General features: G+C 45.0%; 20 protein-coding genes. 19 read left to right on the top strand and 1 reads right to left on the bottom strand.

Annotation, left to right across the window (positions count from 1 at the left end; translation table 11 throughout):
• The first annotated feature begins 7 nt into the window (after positions 1-7).
• The 10 genes from def to spoVM all read left to right on the top strand — a co-directional run bounded on the left by def (position 8) and on the right by spoVM (position 9,022).
• Positions 8-490, top strand: coding sequence for a peptide deformylase (gene def, locus NYE22_RS13800; protein ID WP_015383630.1), 483 nt, complete (start codon positions 8-10; stop codon positions 488-490).
• A gap of 4 nt (positions 491-494) precedes the next feature.
• Positions 495-1,448 carry a methionyl-tRNA formyltransferase gene (gene fmt / locus NYE22_RS13795; protein ID WP_161985986.1) on the top strand — a complete coding sequence of 318 codons (954 nt, stop codon included), beginning with the start codon at positions 495-497 and terminating at the stop codon, positions 1,446-1,448.
• Positions 1,435-2,778, top strand: a complete 1,344-nt coding sequence (gene rsmB, locus NYE22_RS13790; RefSeq protein ID WP_161985987.1) for a 16S rRNA (cytosine(967)-C(5))-methyltransferase RsmB — start codon at positions 1,435-1,437, stop codon at positions 2,776-2,778. The genes fmt and rsmB overlap by 14 nt, the downstream gene beginning before the upstream one ends.
• A gap of 3 nt (positions 2,779-2,781) precedes the next feature.
• The gene (gene rlmN / locus NYE22_RS13785) at positions 2,782-3,873 is read left to right on the top strand and encodes a 23S rRNA (adenine(2503)-C(2))-methyltransferase RlmN (protein WP_015252110.1); all 1,092 of its coding nucleotides are present in this window, start codon (positions 2,782-2,784) and stop codon (positions 3,871-3,873) included.
• A 6-nt stretch (positions 3,874-3,879) separates the two neighbouring features.
• Positions 3,880-4,644 (top strand): protein-serine/threonine phosphatase PrpC, encoded by a 765-nt coding sequence (gene prpC, locus NYE22_RS13780; RefSeq protein WP_161619549.1) that lies wholly within the window; start codon positions 3,880-3,882, stop codon positions 4,642-4,644.
• Positions 4,638-6,584: a serine/threonine protein kinase PrkC gene (prkC, locus tag NYE22_RS13775; RefSeq protein ID WP_015252109.1), complete on the top strand. Its 1,947-nt coding sequence runs from the start codon at positions 4,638-4,640 to the stop codon at positions 6,582-6,584. Before prpC ends, prkC begins: the two co-directional genes overlap by 7 nt.
• 14 nt (positions 6,585-6,598) lie before the next feature.
• Complete coding sequence (rsgA, locus tag NYE22_RS13770) at positions 6,599-7,495, top strand: ribosome small subunit-dependent GTPase A (protein ID WP_014476783.1); 897 nt, start codon at positions 6,599-6,601, stop codon at positions 7,493-7,495.
• A 4-nt stretch (positions 7,496-7,499) separates the two neighbouring features.
• Positions 7,500-8,153, top strand: a complete 654-nt coding sequence (gene rpe / locus NYE22_RS13765; protein WP_003232058.1) for a ribulose-phosphate 3-epimerase — start codon at positions 7,500-7,502, stop codon at positions 8,151-8,153.
• A 72-nt stretch (positions 8,154-8,225) separates the two neighbouring features.
• Entirely contained in the window at positions 8,226-8,870 is a 645-nt protein-coding gene (locus NYE22_RS13760) for a thiamine diphosphokinase (protein WP_161985988.1), read from the top strand.
• Positions 8,871-8,941: 71 nt separating this feature from the next.
• A complete protein-coding gene (gene spoVM, locus NYE22_RS13755; RefSeq protein ID WP_003221545.1) occupies positions 8,942-9,022 on the top strand; it encodes a stage V sporulation protein SpoVM in 81 nt (26 codons plus the stop codon).
• Between the two features lie 72 nt (positions 9,023-9,094).
• Here the strand turns inward: spoVM and rpmB are convergent, their stop codons facing one another.
• The gene (gene rpmB, locus NYE22_RS13750; protein WP_003221548.1) at positions 9,095-9,283 is read right to left on the bottom strand and encodes a 50S ribosomal protein L28; all 189 of its coding nucleotides are present in this window, start codon (positions 9,281-9,283) and stop codon (positions 9,095-9,097) included.
• Positions 9,284-9,559: 276 nt separating this feature from the next.
• Between rpmB and NYE22_RS13745 the strand changes: the two genes are divergently transcribed.
• The 9 genes from NYE22_RS13745 (at position 9,560) to fabG (ending at position 18,749) form a co-directional block, all read left to right on the top strand.
• Positions 9,560-9,922, top strand: a complete 363-nt coding sequence (locus tag NYE22_RS13745) for an Asp23/Gls24 family envelope stress response protein (RefSeq protein ID WP_003232054.1) — start codon at positions 9,560-9,562, stop codon at positions 9,920-9,922.
• A 15-nt stretch (positions 9,923-9,937) separates the two neighbouring features.
• Entirely contained in the window at positions 9,938-11,599 is a 1,662-nt protein-coding gene (locus NYE22_RS13740; protein ID WP_003245033.1) for a DAK2 domain-containing protein, read from the top strand.
• A gap of 138 nt (positions 11,600-11,737) precedes the next feature.
• On the top strand, positions 11,738-12,400 hold the full coding sequence (gene sdaAB / locus NYE22_RS13735) for an L-serine ammonia-lyase, iron-sulfur-dependent subunit beta (RefSeq protein ID WP_213419703.1): 663 nt from the start codon (positions 11,738-11,740) through the stop codon (positions 12,398-12,400).
• A gap of 25 nt (positions 12,401-12,425) precedes the next feature.
• Positions 12,426-13,328 carry an L-serine ammonia-lyase, iron-sulfur-dependent, subunit alpha gene (gene sdaAA / locus NYE22_RS13730; protein ID WP_003232049.1) on the top strand — a complete coding sequence of 301 codons (903 nt, stop codon included), beginning with the start codon at positions 12,426-12,428 and terminating at the stop codon, positions 13,326-13,328.
• A complete protein-coding gene (gene recG, locus NYE22_RS13725) occupies positions 13,306-15,354 on the top strand; it encodes an ATP-dependent DNA helicase RecG (RefSeq protein WP_014479767.1) in 2,049 nt (682 codons plus the stop codon). The genes sdaAA and recG overlap by 23 nt, the downstream gene beginning before the upstream one ends.
• A 108-nt stretch (positions 15,355-15,462) precedes the next feature.
• Positions 15,463-16,029, top strand: coding sequence for a transcription factor FapR (gene fapR / locus NYE22_RS13720; protein ID WP_003232044.1), 567 nt, complete (start codon positions 15,463-15,465; stop codon positions 16,027-16,029).
• A gap of 13 nt (positions 16,030-16,042) precedes the next feature.
• Entirely contained in the window at positions 16,043-17,044 is a 1,002-nt protein-coding gene (plsX, locus tag NYE22_RS13715; RefSeq protein WP_003232041.1) for a phosphate acyltransferase PlsX, read from the top strand.
• 18 nt (positions 17,045-17,062) lie between these two features.
• A complete protein-coding gene (gene fabD / locus NYE22_RS13710) occupies positions 17,063-18,016 on the top strand; it encodes an ACP S-malonyltransferase (RefSeq protein WP_015383644.1) in 954 nt (317 codons plus the stop codon).
• The gene (fabG, locus tag NYE22_RS13705) at positions 18,009-18,749 is read left to right on the top strand and encodes a 3-oxoacyl-[acyl-carrier-protein] reductase (protein WP_003232035.1); all 741 of its coding nucleotides are present in this window, start codon (positions 18,009-18,011) and stop codon (positions 18,747-18,749) included. The genes fabD and fabG overlap by 8 nt, the downstream gene beginning before the upstream one ends.
• The last annotated feature ends 58 nt before the right edge of the window (positions 18,750-18,807 follow it).

Raw genomic sequence — 18,807 nt, 5'->3', positions numbered from 1 at the left:
TAACAAATTGGCAGTAAAAAAGGTCGTCACACATCCTGCGGAGGTTTTGGAAACACCTGCGGAAACCGTGACTGTTTTTGATAAAAAGCTAAAAAAACTGCTTGATGATATGTACGACACCATGCTTGAAATGGATGGTGTCGGACTGGCAGCGCCGCAAATCGGCATTTTAAAAAGAGCGGCCGTCGTAGATATCGGGGATGACAGAGGGAGAATTGATCTCGTTAATCCTGAAATTTTAGAAAAAAGCGGCGAGCAAACCGGAATTGAAGGATGCTTGAGCTTTCCTGGCGTCTATGGTGATGTCACACGTGCCGATTATGTCAAAGTGCGTGCGTTTAACCGTCAGGGAAAACCGTTCATTCTGGAAGCGCGAGGCTTTTTAGCAAGAGCCGTGCAGCATGAAATGGACCACTTAGACGGTGTGCTGTTTACATCTAAAATAAGTAAATACTATACAGAAGATGAACTAGCGGATATGGAAGGATGATTTGATGACGAGAATCGTATTTATGGGAACGCCGGATTTTTCAGTTCCTGTTTTAAGAACCCTGATAGAGGACGGATATGAAGTAGTGGGGGTCGTCACACAGCCGGACCGTCCGAAGGGCAGAAAAAAAGTACTGACACCTCCTCCGGTAAAGGAAGAGGCATTGCGTCACGGCATCCCGGTTCTTCAGCCGGAAAAAGTCAGATTGACAGAAGAAATTGAAAAAGTGCTGGCATTAAAGCCTGACCTGATTGTAACGGCGGCATTCGGACAAATTTTGCCTAAAGAGCTTCTCGACAGTCCAAAATACGGCTGCATTAACGTTCACGCATCCCTTTTGCCGGAACTGCGCGGCGGTGCTCCGATCCATTATTCCATTCTGCAGGGAAAGAAAAAAACCGGGGTTACCATTATGTATATGGTAGAAAAATTGGATGCCGGGGACATGATCTCAAAAGTGGAAGTGGATATTGCAGAAACCGACAATGTCGGAACACTGCACGATAAATTAAGCGTTGCTGGCGCGAAGCTATTGTCTGAAACGGTTCCAAACGTCATTGCCGGCAGCATATCACCTGAAAAGCAGGATGAAGAGAAAGCGACGTACGCGCCTAATATCAAAAGAGAGCAAGAGCTGCTCGACTGGTCTAGAACGGGCGAAGAGCTTTACAACCAGATCCGCGGCTTAAATCCTTGGCCTGTTGCCTATACGACGCTTAATGGACAAAACTTGAAAGTGTGGGAATCGAAAAAAACACCCGCACCAACAACAGCTGAGCCCGGCACAGTCGTTGCGGTGGAAAAGGAAGGGATTATCGTTGCCACAGGTAACGAGACGGCTCTGTTATTAACCGAACTCCAGCCGGCAGGCAAAAAACGAATGAAAGGCGAAGACTTTGTGCGAGGCGCTCATGTTGAAACCGGTGATGTGTTAGGAGTAAACAATGAAAAAAACTAGTGTTCGTGACATCGCCCTTGAAGCGCTGATCAAATTAGAACAAAACCAGGCATACAGCAACCTGCTGCTGAAATCGGTCATTAAATCAAATGAACTGAGTGATCAGGACAGAGGGCTTTTGACTGAACTTGTCTATGGTACATTACAAAATAAGATCGCGCTTGATTATATGCTTAAACCGTTTATCAATAAGCCTCAAAAGGTAAAGCCGTGGGTGATTCAGCTTCTTCGCCTATCCTTATATCAAATGGAGTATTTAGAGAAGATTCCAGACAGGGCAGCCATCCATGAAGCGGTTGAGATTGCTAAAATCCGCGGACACAAAGGCATTGCTTCATTTGTCAACGGCGTGCTCCGTTCTATTCAGCGCGAAGGTGTTCCATCCTTTGACGCGATCGAAGATCCTGTCCGCCGGCTGGCGACAGAAACAAGCCATCCGGAATGGCTTGTGAAAGAGTGGGCGGATGCGTATGGATTTGAAGCTGCGGAAAAGATTTGCCGCATCCATCTCATTCCGCCGAAGCAGACGCTGCGTGTCAATCAAATGAAAGCAGACAGAGCTGAGCTGCTTGACCAAATGGCTGCTGAGGAAATCGAAGTTGAAAAAGGCGACCTCGCTGAAGATGCTGTGAAGCTCTTAAAGGGAACAATTGCCGGAACTCATTTCTTCCAAAACGGCGAAGTTTCCATCCAGGATGAGAGCTCCATGCTCGTCGCCCGCGCCCTTGATCCTAAGCCCGATGAAACAGTGCTTGACGCGTGTGCGGCGCCTGGCGGAAAGTCGGCTCATATCGCAGAATTAATGAAGAACAAGGGGAGTGTTACGTCGCTTGATCTTCACAAACATAAAGTGAAGCTAATCAAAGAAGCGGCAGATCGGCTTGGCCTGACAATCATTCATGCGGAAACAATGGATGCAAGAAAAGCAGGGGAAACGTTTGAAAACGAACAGTTTGACCGAATATTGGTCGATGCCCCGTGCTCAGGTTTCGGTGTTATCAGAAGAAAGCCGGACATGAAATACACGAAAAAGCCTGACGACAGCGCGCGTCTAGCTGAAATCCAGCTGTCGATCTTGAGGGAAATCGCACCATTAGTAAAAAAAGGTGGCACTCTTGTCTACAGTACGTGTACAATGGACCGGACAGAAAATGATGAAGTAATACATGCGTTTATACAAGAACATCCTGATTTTGAACCCGATTTGTCTCTTGAAAAGCGGCTGCCTGAAAAGGTGAGACCCTTTGTTCGGGATGGAAGGCTTCAAATCCTTCCTCATTATTTCGGAACAGATGGTTTCTTTATTTGCAGCATGAGAAAGAAGGGATAAGCAATGGCAGAACTTAATAAAACAAAAGTAAGAAAAGAATTGCGGACAGAGCGTCCGTCGATTTATTCTTTTGAATTAGATGAAATCAAACAATGGCTGACAGATAATGGAGAGAAACCGTTCCGTGCAGCCCAGATCTTTGAATGGCTATATGAAAAACGCGTATCTTCTTTTGAAGATATGACAAACCTCTCAAAGGACCTGCGTGAGAAATTAAACACTCACTTTGTGTTAACAACGCTGAAAACGGCTGTTAAACAAACCTCTCAAGACGGTACGATGAAATTTTTGTTTGAGCTTCATGACGGTTATACCATCGAAACCGTTTTAATGAGGCACGAGTATGGCAATTCTGTATGTGTAACGACACAAGTCGGCTGCCGTATTGGCTGTACATTCTGCGCGTCAACGCTTGGAGGCTTAAAACGAAACCTTGAAGCGGGGGAAATTGTCGCTCAAGTAGTCAAAGTGCAAAAAGCTCTTGATGAAACGGATGAACGTGTCAGCTCTGTCGTGATCATGGGAATCGGCGAACCTTTTGATAACTTTAACGAAATGCTCGCTTTCTTGAAAATCATTAACCATGACAAGGGCCTGAATATCGGTGCTCGCCATATTACGGTCTCTACGAGTGGAATCATCCCGAAAATTTACGAATTTGCTGATCAGCAAATGCAGATTAACTTTGCAATTTCTCTGCACGCGCCGAACACAGAAATCAGAAGCCGTTTGATGCCGATTAACAGAGCATATAAATTGCCTGATCTAATGGAAGCCGTTAAATATTATATTAATAAAACAGGACGCCGCATCAGCTTTGAATACGGGCTGTTCGGAGGCGTAAACGACCAGGTGGAACACGCCGAAGAGCTTGCCGACTTGCTGGAAGGGGTCAAATGCCACGTGAACTTGATTCCGGTAAACTACGTGCCTGAACGGGACTATGTGCGCACACCGCGTGATCAGATTTTTGCTTTTGAAAAAACGCTGAAATCCCGCGGAGTAAATGTCACAATCCGAAGAGAGCAAGGACATGACATTGACGCAGCCTGCGGTCAGCTTCGCGCGAAGGAGCGTCAAGACGAGACGAGGTGATGAGGGTTGTTAACAGCCTTAAAAACAGATACAGGAAAAATCCGCCAGCATAATGAAGATGATGCGGGGATATTCAAGGGGAAAGATGAATTTATATTAGCGGTTGTCGCTGATGGCATGGGCGGCCATCTTGCTGGAGATGTTGCGAGCAAGATGGCTGTGAAAGCCATGGGGGAGAAATGGAATGAAGCAGAGATGATTCCAACTGCGCCCTCGGAATGTGAAAAATGGCTCATTGAACAGATTCTTTCGGTAAACAGCAAAATATACGATCACGCTCAAGCCCACGAAGAATGCCAAGGCATGGGGACGACGATTGTATGTGCACTTTTTACGGGGAAAACGGTTTCTGTTGCCCATATCGGAGACAGCAGATGCTATTTACTTCAGGACGGTGATTTCGTTCAAGTGACAGAAGACCATTCGCTTGTAAATGAACTGGTTCGCACTGGAGAGATTTCCAGAGAAGACGCTGAACATCATCCGCGAAAAAATGTGTTGACGAAGGCGCTTGGAACAGACCAGTCAGTCAGTATTGACACCCGTTCCTTTGATATAGAACCCGGAGACAAACTGCTTCTATGTTCTGACGGACTGACGAATAAAGTGGAAGGCACTGAGTTAAAAGACATCCTGCAAAGCGATTCAGCTCCTCAGGAAAAAGTAAACTTGCTTGTGGACAAAGCCAATCAGAATGGCGGAGAAGACAACATAACAGCAGTTTTGCTTGAGCTTGCTTTACAAGTTGAAGAGGGTGAAGATCAGTGCTAATCGGCAAGCGGATCAGCGGGCGTTACCAAATTCTCCGCGTTATAGGCGGCGGGGGAATGGCCAACGTTTATTTAGCTGAGGATATCATTCTAGACCGTGAAGTCGCAATTAAAATCCTGCGGTTTGACTATGCAAATGACAATGAATTTATCAGACGTTTCCGCAGAGAAGCCCAATCCGCATCAAGCCTCGATCACCCGAATATTGTCAGCATTTACGATTTGGGCGAGGAAGATGATATTTATTATATTGTCATGGAATACGTTGAAGGCATGACGCTTAAAGAATACATAACAGCAAATGGGCCGCTTCACCCTAAAGAAGCGCTGAACATCATGGAGCAAATTGTCTCAGCCATCGCTCATGCCCATCAAAACCAGATTGTTCACAGAGACATCAAGCCGCATAACATTTTGATTGATCATATGGGAAATATCAAAGTAACGGATTTTGGAATTGCGACGGCACTAAGTTCGACCACAATCACCCATACCAATTCAGTTCTGGGCTCGGTCCATTACTTATCACCTGAACAGGCCCGGGGCGGCTTAGCCACAAAGAAATCGGATATTTATGCGCTTGGAATCGTTCTATTTGAGCTTTTAACCGGCCGTATTCCGTTTGATGGAGAGTCAGCAGTCAGCATCGCCTTGAAGCATCTTCAAGCGGAAACTCCTTCGGCAAAAAGGTGGAATCCATCGGTCCCCCAAAGCGTTGAAAACATCATACTCAAGGCAACTGCCAAAGATCCTTTTCATCGCTACGAAACGGCTGAAGACATGGAAGCAGACATAAAAACAGCTTTTGATGCCGACAGACTCAATGAAAAGAGATTTACGATTCAAGAAGATGAAGAAATGACAAAAGCGATACCTATCATTAAAGATGAAGAACTTGCTAAAGCTGCTGGCGAAAAAGAAGCTGAAGTGACAACCGCACAAGAAAACAAAACAAAGAAGAACGGCAAAAGAAAAAAGTGGCCGTGGGTTTTGCTCACGATATGCCTCGTTTTTATCACAGCTGGAATTCTTGCTGTCACTGTTTTTCCGTCGCTTTTCATGCCTAAGGATGTCAAAATACCTGATGTCTCCGGAATGGAATACGAAAAAGCCGCAGGGCTCTTGGAAAAAGAAGGTTTACAGGTTGATTCCGAGGTGTTGGAAATCTCAGATGAAAAAATTGAAGAGGGCCTGATGGTAAAAACGGATCCTAAAGCGGATACCACAGTCAAAGAAGGCGCCACGGTCACCCTTTATAAGAGCACCGGAAAAGCAAAAACGGAGATCGGTGATGTGACAGGCCAAACGGTCGACCAGGCAAAAAAAGCGTTGAAGGACCAAGGGTTTAAACATGTAACAGTAAATGAAGTGAATGACGAGAAAAATGCGGGCACTGTCATTGACCAAAATCCTTCAGCAGGGACTGAGCTTGTCCCGAGTGAAGATCAAGTCAAACTTACAGTCAGTATCGGACCCGAAGACATTACGCTTAGAGACTTGAAAACCTATAGTAAAGAAGCAGCGTCTGGATATCTGGAAGACAACGGATTGAAGCTTGTAGAAAAAGAAGCATACTCAGATGATGTTCCAGAAGGACAGGTTGTCAAACAAAAACCAGCAGCAGGTACGGCAGTAAAGCCGGGAAACGAAGTTGAAGTGACATTCTCTCTCGGACCAGAGAAAAAACCTGCGAAAACAGTGAAAGAAAAGGTCAAGATCCCCTACGAACCAGAAAATGAAGGGGACGAGCTTCAAGTGCAAATCGCGGTTGACGATGCAGATCACAGCATCTCTGACACTTACGAAGAATTTAAGATAAAAGAGCCGACTGAACGAACGATCGAACTAAAGATTGAACCCGGCCAAAAAGGGTACTATCAAGTAATGGTAAACAATAAAGTTGTCAGCTACAAAACCATTGAGTATCCGAAAGATGAATAACAAGGAGGGAAAATATGCCTGAGGGCAAAATTATTAAGGCGCTAAGCGGCTTTTACTATGTACTGGATGAATCAGAGGATTCAGATAAAGTAATACAATGCAGAGGAAGAGGCATTTTCAGAAAAAACAAAATTACCCCTCTTGTCGGTGATTACGTTGTGTACCAGGCTGAAAATGACAAAGAAGGATATCTTATGGAAATTAAAGAAAGAACCAATGAGCTTATCAGGCCGCCAATTTGCAACGTTGATCAAGCGGTCCTGGTTTTCTCAGCGGTTCAGCCTTCTTTCAGCACGGCATTGCTTGACCGCTTCCTGGTTCTCGTTGAGGCCAATGATATTCAGCCGATTATATGCATTACTAAAATGGATCTGATTGAAGATCAAGATACAGAAGATACGATACAAGCCTATGCAGAAGACTATCGGAATATTGGTTATGACGTATACCTTACCTCCTCTAAGGACCAAGATAGTTTAGCGGACATCATCCCGCATTTTCAGGATAAAACAACGGTATTTGCCGGTCAGTCCGGTGTTGGGAAATCCTCGCTTCTCAACGCGATCAGCCCGGAGCTCGGATTGAGAACAAACGAGATTTCCGAGCATTTGGGCCGCGGGAAACACACAACCCGCCACGTGGAGCTGATTCACACGTCCGGAGGTTTGGTTGCAGATACACCGGGATTCAGCTCGCTTGAATTTACAGACATTGAGGAAGAAGAGCTGGGCTATACCTTCCCTGATATCAGAGAAAAAAGCGCTTCATGCAAATTTAGAGGCTGTTTACATCTGAAAGAGCCGAAATGTGCGGTGAAACAAGCTGTTGAAGACGGGGAATTAAAGCAGTATCGCTATGACCATTATGTTGAATTTATGACGGAGATTAAAGACAGAAAGCCGAGGTATTAGCATAATGATAAAGGTTGCACCATCTATTCTTTCCGCTGATTTTGCCGCTTTAGGCAATGAGATTAAAGATGTAGAAAAAGGCGGAGCCGATTGTATTCATATTGATGTTATGGACGGCCATTTTGTCCCGAATATCACAATCGGTCCGCTGATTGTAGAAGCAGTCCGGCCGGTAACGGATCTGCCGCTTGATGTCCATTTAATGATAGAAGAGCCGGATCGTTATATCCCGGCTTTTGCGAAAGCAGGCGCAGATATCCTGTCTGTGCATGCTGAGGCATGTCCGCACCTGCACCGTACCATCCAGCTCATTAAAGAGCAAGGAGTGAAGGCCGGAGTAGTTCTAAACCCGCATACCCCTGTACAAGTCATCGAGCACGTTTTCGACGATCTTGATCTTGTTCTTTTAATGACGGTGAACCCGGGCTTCGGCGGGCAGAAATTTATTCATTCAGTCCTTCCTAAAATAAAAGAGGTTAAGCGAATGGCGGATGAAAAAGGAAAAAAAGATCTGTTAATTGAAGTAGACGGCGGCGTCAACAAAGAAACCGCTCCGCTCGTCATTGAAGCGGGCGCAAATTTACTCGTTGCCGGTTCAGCTGTTTATGGCCAGTCTGACCGCAAAAAAGCAATTTCTGAAATCAGAGGAAGTAAATAAGCAGCTTTAGAAAAGAGCTGGGCATACAATAGCCTAAGCTCTTTTTCCTGTATGCAGAGAAAGGAATCAGAGATGAAAACAATTAATATCGTTGCGGGAGGCCCGAAAAATCTCATTCCCGATCTAACCGGCTATACGGATGAACACACGCTTTGGATCGGTGTTGACAAAGGCACCGTCACTCTCTTAGATGCCGGGATCATTCCTGTTGAAGCCTTTGGAGATTTTGACAGCATAACAGAGCAAGAACGCCGGCGAATAGAAAAAGTCGCTCCCGCCCTTCATGTGTATCAAGCAGAAAAAGATCAAACAGATTTAGACCTCGCCCTTGATTGGGCGCTGGAAAAGCATCCGGATATTATTCAGATTTTCGGCATTACAGGCGGCAGAGCTGATCATTTTTTAGGAAACATTCAGCTTCTGTATAGAGGTGTAAAAACGAACATAAAAATTAGGCTGATAGACAAACAAAATCATATTCAAATGTTCCCTCCTGGTGAATATGATATTGAGAAGGATGAAAATAAGCGATATATCTCCTTCATACCGTTTTCCGAAGACATACATGAGCTGACCCTGACCGGTTTTAAATATCCTCTAAATAATTGTCATATTACGCTCGGTTCAACACTATGTATTAGTAACGAACTCATTCATTCACGAGGTACTTTTTCGTTTGCAAAAGGCATATTAATAATGATAAGAAGCACGGATTAAGCATGTGCTTTCATTCAATTGCTGAAAACAATGAACAAGGCGGTTACGGGACGTTATAGGAGGGGACAAAAATGAAATTTTACACCATTAAATTGCCGAAGTTTTTAGGAGGAATTGTCCGGGCGATGCTGGGCTCATTTAGAAAAGATTAAGGCCCAGGGGTTCAAAGCCCTCTTTCACCACATAAAAACGCCTGCCACATATCGGGGCAGGCGTTCATTTTGTTATACACGCTCAACTTTACCGGATTTCAAAGCTCGAGCAGATACATATACTTTTTTAGGTTTTCCGTTCACAAGGATACGAACCTTTTGAAGATTCGCGCCCCAAGTGCGCTTAGAAGCGTTCATTGCGTGAGAACGGTTATTCCCAGCTGTTGTTTTTTTACCTGTGATAACGCATTTACGTGCCATTTGTTTCCCTCCTCACTTGCACAAAACATCTACTTTTTAACATTCATATAATCTTAGATGCTTTCGATATGGATACTTTAAATAATTTACCACAGCTAAAAAACGTTTGCAACTATTGTTTCATCATCTTTCAAGAAAATTCACTTGACATCTTGCGGAAACAGCAGCGCTATAGTATATGTAGAGGTACGGCCAGCGATTATTGCCTGGTCTTTTCATAATGGAAACCATATAGTAGAATAGCTGTAACTCTATGCATTCGAAGGAGGAACTAGTGTGTCCATTGAATTAAGAACGAAGTACGGACAGATTGATATATCTAATGAAGTCATCGCGATGGTTGCAGGAGGCGCGGCGGTTGACTGTTACGGCATTGTCGGCATGGCCTCTAAAAACCAGATTAAAGACGGACTGACTGAAATCCTTCGGAAAGAGAATTTCAGCAGGGGTGTCCAAGTTCGCCAAGAAGGAGAACAGATACATATCGACATGTATATCATTGTCAGCTACGGCACGAAAATTTCTGAAGTGGCACATAATGTCCAAACAAAAGTAAAGTACACAGTAAATCAAACCATCGGACTGGCAGTGGATTCTGTCAATATTTATGTCCAAGGCGTACGAGTGACGAACCCGTAGTTAGGAGGAGTAGGATTGTCTATCAGAACATTAGACGGCAGAACCTTTGCCGAGATGATTCTTGCGGGAGCGCAGAATCTGTCTCAAAACGCCAGTGCAGTTGATGCACTGAACGTGTTTCCGGTGCCGGACGGTGATACGGGAACAAATATGAACCTGTCGATGACTTCCGGAGCAAGAGAAGTTGAACAAATGGATACGGATGATATCGGGAAGGTGGGCTCCGCGTTATCTAAAGGGCTGCTCATGGGAGCACGCGGAAATTCAGGAGTTATCCTATCCCAATTGTTCCGCGGATTTAGCAAAAACATTGAAACGAAAAAAGAAATTAATGCACTTGAGTTTGCCGCTGCGCTGCAAGCAGGTGTAGACATGGCGTATAAAGCTGTCATGAAACCTGTAGAGGGCACCATTTTAACAGTTGCAAAAGACGCTGCAAAAAAAGCAATGATCTTAGCAGAAAAAGAAACCGATATCACTGCGCTGATGACTGCAGTGACAGAAGAAGCAGAGGCGTCTTTAAACCGCACCCCTGAATTGCTACCTGTCCTAAAGGAAGTAGGAGTTGTCGATAGCGGGGGCAAAGGCCTGCTCTGTGTGTATGAAGGTTTTCTTGCTTCATTAAAAGGTGAAACTGTACCTCAGAAAGCAGTTCTTCCGTCACTTGACGACATGGTCAGCGCAGAGCATCACAAGAGCGCGCAAAGCATGATGAATACCGAAGATATTGAATTTGGATTCTGTACCGAAGTGATGGTTAGGCTTGATCAGACAAAAAGAGAGTTCGACGAAGGCACGTTCAGGCAAGACCTCAGCCAGTTCGGAGATTCTCTGCTTGTGATTGCGGATGAATCGCTGGCGAAGGTTCATATTCATGCTGAAGAGCCGGGAAACGTGTTAAACTACGCCCAGCATTACGGTGAATTGATCAAAATAAAAATAGAAAATATGAGAGAACAGCATACCTCTATCATCAGTCAAGAAAGCAAACCTGCAGACAACGAAACACCGCCGGCAAAACAGCCGTATGGCATTGTGACTGTAGCGATGGGAGAAGGAATTGCAGACCTATTTAAAAGCATTGGCGCTTCTGTTGTGATTGAAGGCGGCCAGACCATGAACCCAAGCACTGAGGATATTGTTGATGCCGTGAAGTCTGTAAATGCAGATACGGTATTTATCCTGCCTAACAACTCCAACATTATCATGGCTGCTAACCAAGCAGCCAGCGTAGTGGATGAACAGGTTTTTGTCATTCCTGCTAAAACGGTTCCGCAAGGGATGTCAGCTCTGCTGGCTTTTAACCCGGATCAAGAAGCTGAAGCGAACGAGGCCAATATGCTAAGCGCCATTCAGCAAGTAAAAAGCGGACAGGTGACGTTCTCAGTCAGAGATACTCATATTGACGGTAAAGACATTAAAAAAGGCGACTTTATGGGCATTCTGAATGGAACGATTATCGGCACTTCTGAAAATCAGCTGTCAGCCGCGAAAATGCTGCTGTCAGAAATGATCGGAGAAGATGATGAAATCGTGACCATTCTATATGGTGAGGATGCGTCTCAGGAAGAAGCTGAGCAGCTTGAAGCGTTTCTCAGTGAAAAGTACGAGGAGATTGAGGTTGAGATCCACAATGGGAAACAGCCTCTGTATTCGTATATAGTTTCAGCAGAATAGAAGGGCAATTTGCCCTTCTATTCTTATGTCTGCTTTTAAGTGCGGCAGCGCTGTAACGCGCCCGCTTGCCATTTTATATCTGATCAATTAGTCTAGAAGCAAAGCGCTAATAAGCTCTGGTTCATAAGGAGGAATAGCATGAAATACAGAAGCGTTTTTGATATTATCGGCCCGGTTATGATCGGTCCGTCCAGCTCTCATACAGCGGGAGCTGCTAGAATCGGGAGAGTGGCCAGAAGTTTATTTGGCAGAGAGCCTGAGCGCATCATTGTATCTTTTTACGGCTCGTTTGCGGAAACGTATAAGGGCCACGGCACAGATGTCGCGATTATCGGCGGATTGCTTGATTTTGATACATTCGATGAACGGATTAAAACCGCTATAAAAATTGCAGAAGCTAAAGGAATTGATATAGAGTTTCGGGTAGAAGACGCAGTCCCGGTCCATCCGAACACAGCAAAAATCATCATTTCTGATGAAAAGGGTGAGCTTGAACTGACGGGTATTTCGATTGGCGGAGGAAAGATTGAAATCACAGAATTAAATGGTTTTGAGCTCCGGCTGTCAGGAAATCATCCGGCCATATTAGTTGTTCATAATGACAAGTTTGGCACAATTGCCGGTGTTGCCAATGTTCTGGCGAAATTTTCAATTAACGTAGGACATATGGAAGTAGCCCGGAAAGATATCGGCCAGCTTGCGCTGATGACAATAGAGGTCGATCAAAATATTGACGACCACATTCTCGACGAGCTGTCGAAGCTGCCGAATATTATTCAAGTGACAAAGATTGCTGACTAGCGAAAAGGGTCAGGAGGAGCCAGTTATGTTTCGTAATGTAAAAGAATTAATTGAGATTACTAAAGAAAAACAAATATTGATCTCTGATGTGATGATAGCTCAAGAGATGGAAGTAACAGAAAAAACAAAAGAGGACATTTTTCAGCAGATGGATCATAACCTGTCTGTTATGGAAGCGGCGGTTCAGAAAGGACTCGAGGGAGTTACGAGCCAAACGGGCTTAACAGGCGGAGATGCCGTTAAATTGCAGGCCTATATTCGATCAGGAAAAAGCCTGTCTGGCCCGCTGATTTTAGATGCTGTATCGAAAGCCGTTGCAACAAATGAAGTAAATGCAGCCATGGGAACCATCTGTGCGACACCGACTGCAGGTTCTGCCGGTGTGGTGCCCGGTACGTTATTTGCTGTAAAAGAAAAGCTGAATCCAACAAGAGAACAAATGATCCGCTTTTTGTTTACAGCCGGGGCTTTCGGATTTGTCGTGGCTAATAACGCAAGCATTTCCGGCGCCGCCGGAGGATGTCAGGCAGAGGTTGGATCAGCTTCAGGCATGGCGGCTGCGGCCATTGTTGAAATGGCAGGAGGAACACCCGAACAAAGCGCGGAAGCCATGGCCATTACATTAAAAAATATGCTAGGCCTCGTGTGCGACCCTGTTGCAGGGCTTGTTGAGGTGCCTTGCGTGAAACGGAATGCGATGGGCGCGTCAAATGCGATGATTGCCGCTGATATGGCATTGGCGGGCATTACAAGCCGTATTCCATGTGATGAGGTTATCGATGCCATGTATAAAATAGGCCAAACGATGCCAACTGCACTTAGAGAAACAGGCCAGGGCGGTTTAGCGGCAACACCGACAGGAAGAGAATTAGAGAAAAAAATTTTCGGAGGAGCGCTAGGTTCACGTGAAACAACATCAGCAAACTAGTATAGCTAACATTAAGGGTATTGGGCCGGAAACAGAAAAAACATTACACGAACTCGGTATTTATGACATTTCTGATCTTCTGAATTATTTCCCTTATCGCTATGATGACTACGAGCTGAGGGATTTAGAAGAAGTAAAGCATGATGAAAGAGTCACAGTCGAAGGGAAGGTTCATTCAGAGCCTTCTCTTACCTATTACGGAAAAAAACGAAACAGGCTGACATTCAGGCTTCTGGTCGGCCACTATTTAATTACAGCCGTATGTTTTAACCGGCCTTATTTGAAGAAGCAGCTTTCGCTCGGCTCTGTGGTGACGGTTTCAGGTAAATGGGACAAGCACCGCCAAACCATCTCTGTTCAGGAGTTGAAAAACGGGCCGCATCAAGAAGACAAAAGCATTGAACCAGTGTATTCTGTGAAAGAAAATGTTACCGTCAAAATGATGAGGCGCTTTATTCAGCAGGCGCTGACCCAATATGCAGACTCACTTCCTGATCCTCTTCCGGAAAAGCTAAGAAAAAGCTATAAACTGCCTGACTATTATCAAGCGTTAAAAGCAATGCACCAGCCTGAAACAAGGGAAGCATTAAAGCTTGCCAGACGGCGGTTTGTTTATGAAGAATTTTTGTTGTTTCAGTTGAAAATGCAGGCGTTCCGAAAGGCGGAAAGAGAGCAGACACAAGGGATACGGCAGCGTTTTTCAAACGAAGAACTCATGAGATTTATCAAAAGCCTCCCGTTTCCCCTCACAAACGCCCAGTCACGCGTTCTTCGCGAAATAACAGCAGACATGTCTTCTCCATACAGAATGAACCGTCTTCTTCAAGGGGACGTTGGATCAGGAAAAACGGCAGTCGCCGCCATTGCACTGTATGCCGCGATCCTATCCGGATACCAAGGAGCGCTCATGGTGCCGACAGAAATTCTGGCCGAGCAGCATGCTGATTCGCTCGTTTCGCTATTTGAAAAATGGGACGTCAGCGTTGCTCTTTTGACAAGCTCTGTTAAAGGGAAGCGGCGAAAAGAACTGCTTGAGCGTCTTGCGGCGGGTGAGATTGATATTCTTGTAGGAACCCACGCTTTAATCCAAGACGAGGTGGAGTTTAAGGCGCTGAGTCTCGTTATTACTGATGAACAGCACAGATTTGGAGTTGAGCAGCGCAAAAAGCTTCGGAACAAAGGGCAGGATCCCGATGTTCTCTTTATGACAGCCACTCCAATCCCAAGAACGTTAGCGATCACAGTGTTCGGTGAAATGGATGTATCTGTCATTGATGAGATGCCGGCTGGACGAAAGCGAATCGAAACCTATTGGGTAAAACATGACATGCTGGATCGTATATTGGCATTTGTCGAAAAAGAATTAAAGCAAGGCAGGCAGGCTTATATCATCTGTCCGCTGATTGAAGAATCAGACAAGCTTGATGTGCAAAACGCCATTGACGTGTACAATATGCTTTCTGATATTTTTCGGGGAAAATGGAATGTCGGCCTTATGCATGGAAAGCTGCATTCCGATGAAAAAGACCAGGTCATGAGAGAATTCAGCGCAAATCACTGTCAAATTCTCGTATCAACCACTGTTGTGGAGGTTGGCGTGAATGTTCCGAATGCAACGATTATGGTGATTTATGACGCCGACCGTTTCGGACTATCACAGCTTCACCAGCTGCGCGGCCGTGTTGGACGGGGTGAGCATCAATCTTTCTGTATTCTGATGGCTGATCCAAAATCAGAAACAGGGAAAGAACGGATGAGGATCATGTCGGAGACCAATGACGGTTTCGAGCTGTCTGAAAAGGATCTGGAACTGAGAGGTCCCGGTGATTTCTTCGGAAAAAAACAAAGCGGAATGCCGGAATTTAAAGTGGCGGACATGGTTCATGATTACAGAGCGCTTGAAACGGCAAGGCAGGATGCTGCGAATCTTGTGGCTTCTGACGCGTTCTGGAAGGAGCCGGAATACGCTGTGTTAAGAGATGAATTGCTGAAGAGCGGAGTAATGGACGGGGAAAAATTAAGCTGAGTATCAGAAGTTTTTGGTGTTCAGCCAGAAACAATCGTTGCATTCCAATCTATGAAATTATATACTACTATTAGTACCTAGTCTTAATTGTCCGGATGGTGTTTAGATATGAGAAGAAATAAGAGAGAACGCCAGGAATTACTTCAGCAGACGATTCAAGCAACCCCCTTTATTACAGATGAAGAACTAGCGGGTAAATTCGGGGTGAGCATCCAGACGATACGTTTGGACCGCTTAGAGCTTTCCATACCTGAACTGAGAGAAAGAATTAAGAACGTGGCAGAGAAAACACTTGAGGACGAAGTGAAGTCCCTGTCACTTGATGAAGTTATCGGAGAAATTATTGACCTTGAGCTGGATGATCAGGCGATATCCATTTTAGAAATAAAACAGGAGCACGTGTTCAGCCGGAATCAGATTGCGAGAGGACACCATTTATTTGCACAGGCGAATTCTTTGGCCGTTGCAGTCATTGATGACGAGCTGGCGCTGACTGCCAGTGCAGACATCCGCTTTACAAGACAGGTAAAGCAGGGTGAACGTGTCGTAGCAAAAGCGAAAGTGACGGCTGTCGAAAAAGAAAAAGGAAGAACGGTTGTCGAAGTGAACAGCTACGTTGGCGAAGAAATTGTTTTTTCTGGACGCTTTGACATGTATCGTTCAAAACATTCATAAAGGTGGAGCATGCATGAGAATAGCTGTAGATGCAATGGGAGGAGACCACGCTCCCAAAGCTGTTATTGACGGAGTTATAAAAGGTATAGAGGCATTTGATGATCTCCATATCACACTTGTCGGTGACAAAACAACGATAGAATCACATTTAACAACTACATCAGATCGCATCACGGTGCTGCACGCAGATGAAGTGATTGAGCCTACGGATGAACCTGTCCGTGCCGTGCGAAGAAAAAAGAACTCATCTATGGTTCTTATGGCGCAGGAGGTTGCGGAAAACAGAGCTGACGCCTGCATTTCAGCAGGGAATACCGGTGCATTAATGACAGCCGGTCTCTTTATTGTCGGAAGAATTAAAGGAATTGACCGTCCGGCGCTTGCCCCGACACTTCCGACTGTTTCGGGAGACGGATTTCTTCTCCTTGATGTCGGCGCCAATGTCGATGCCAAACCGGAGCACCTCGTTCAATATGCCATCATGGGTTCTGTTTATTCTCAGCAAGTGCGCGGTGTCACTTCACCGAGAGTCGGACTTTTAAATGTCGGAACAGAAGATAAAAAAGGAAACGAACTGACGAAGCAGACGTTTCAAATTTTAAAAGAAACAGCAAACATCAATTTTATCGGAAACGTGGAAGCGCGAGACCTTTTAGATGATGTGGCGGACGTTGTAGTAACAGACGGCTTTACCGGGAATGTTACACTCAAAACGCTGGAAGGCTCTGCGTTGTCTATTTTTAAAATGATGAGAGACGTAATGACGTCTACTTTGACATCCAAGCTTGCAGCAGCTGTGCTGAAGCCAAAATTGAAAGAAATGAAAATGAAAATGGAGTATTCGAATTATGGCGGAGCAAGTCTTTTTGGCTTAAAAGCGCCTGTGATCAAGGCGCACGGCTCTTCAGATTCAAATGCTGTATTCCATGCGATTCGGCAAGCAAGAGAGATGGTCAGCCAAAATGTGGCTGCGCTCATTCAGGAAGAAGTGAAAGAAGAAAAAACAGATGAGTAGTCTGGAGGTTTTTACATCGTGAGTAAGATTGCATTTTTATTCCCGGGTCAGGGATCACAATTTATCGGCATGGGAAAAGAGCTTTATGAGCAGGTGCCTGCTGCAAAGCGTCTGTTTGATGAAGCTGATGAAACGTTGGAAACAAAACTCAGCTCGCTTATTTTTGAGGGGGCTGCTGAAGAATTAACACTTACATACAATGCGCAGCCTGCTTTGCTTACGACAAGCATCGCTGTTCTTGAGAAATTTAAAGAATCTGGCATTACACCTGATTTCACAGCAGGACACAGCCTTGGTGAATATTCTGCACTGGTTGCGGCTGGCGCTCTGTCTTTCAAAGATGCTGTTTATACCGTCAGAAAGCGCGGAGAGTTTATGAATGAAGCGGTGCCGGCTGGCGAAGGAGCAATGGCTGCGATTCTCGGCATGGATGCTGAAGCATTAAAGCAAGTAACCGATAAAGTCACAGAGGAAGGCAACCTTGTACAGCTTGCGAATCTCAACTGTCCTGGCCAAATCGTCATTTCCGGAACAGCTAAAGGGGTTGAGCTTGCATCTGAACTGGCAAAAGAGAACGGCGCAAAACGCGCAATTCCGCTTGAAGTAAGCGGTCCGTTCCATTCTGAACTGATGAAACCGGCTGCTGAAAAGCTGAAAGAGGTATTGGACGCCTGTGACATAAAAGACGCTGACGTTCCGGTCATCTCAAATGTTTCTGCTGACGTGATGACTGAAAAAGCAGATATCAAAGAAAAACTTATTGAGCAGCTTTACTCTCCGGTTCGTTTTGAGGAAAGCATTAACAAGCTGATCGCAGAGGGTGTTACGACTTTTATTGAAATCGGTCCCGGAAAAGTGCTTTCAGGCCTTGTGAAAAAAGTAAATAGACGGTTAAAAACAATTGCTGTATCAGATCCGGAAACGATCGAGCTGGCAATTCAAACGCTTAAGGAGGAGAATGATAATGCTTAATGATAAAACGGCTATTGTCACTGGCGCATCCCGCGGAATCGGCCGCTCAATCGCCCTTGATCTGGCAAAAAGCGGAGCAAATGTTGTCGTGAACTACTCCGGCAATGAAGCGAAAGCAAATGAAGTGGTAGATGAAATCAAATCAATGGGCAGAAAAGCAATTGCTGTAAAAGCGGATGTATCAAATCCCGAAGATGTACAAAACATGATAAAAGAAACATTGTCTGTTTTTTCTACGATTGACATTCTGGTTAATAATGCGGGAATTACAAGAGACAATCTCATCATGAGAATGAAAGAAGACGAATGGGATGACGTCATTAACATTAACCTGAAGGGTGTTTTCAACTGCACAAAAGCTGTTACAAGACAAATGATGAAACAGCGTTCAGGCCGCATTATTAACGTATCGTCTATCGTCGGCGTCAGCGGAAACCCTGGACAGGCCAACTACGTGGCTGCAAAAGCCGGCGTCATCGGTTTAACCAAGTCTTCTGCTAAAGAGCTCGCCAGCCGAAATATTACGGTAAACGCAATAGCGCCAGGATTTATCTCAACTGATATGACAGATAAACTTGCAAAAGACGTTCAAGACGAAATGCTGAAACAAATTCCGCTCGCGCGCTTTGGTGAACCTAGCGATGTCAGCAGTGTTGTCACGTTCCTAGCTTCAGAAGGAGCCCGTTATATGACAGGCCAAACGCTTCATATTGACGGCGGAATGGTGATGTAAGTTTTTTCTCGAAAATTTCATCATAGTTTCTCTAGTTTTTTAAAAACGAATCCACTAT

It is taken from the genome of Bacillus sp. FSL K6-1560 (assembly GCF_038592935.1).
GTDB classification, from domain to species: domain Bacteria; phylum Bacillota; class Bacilli; order Bacillales; family Bacillaceae; genus Bacillus; species Bacillus subtilis.
This window is presented reverse-complemented; position numbering and strand designations above follow the sequence as displayed.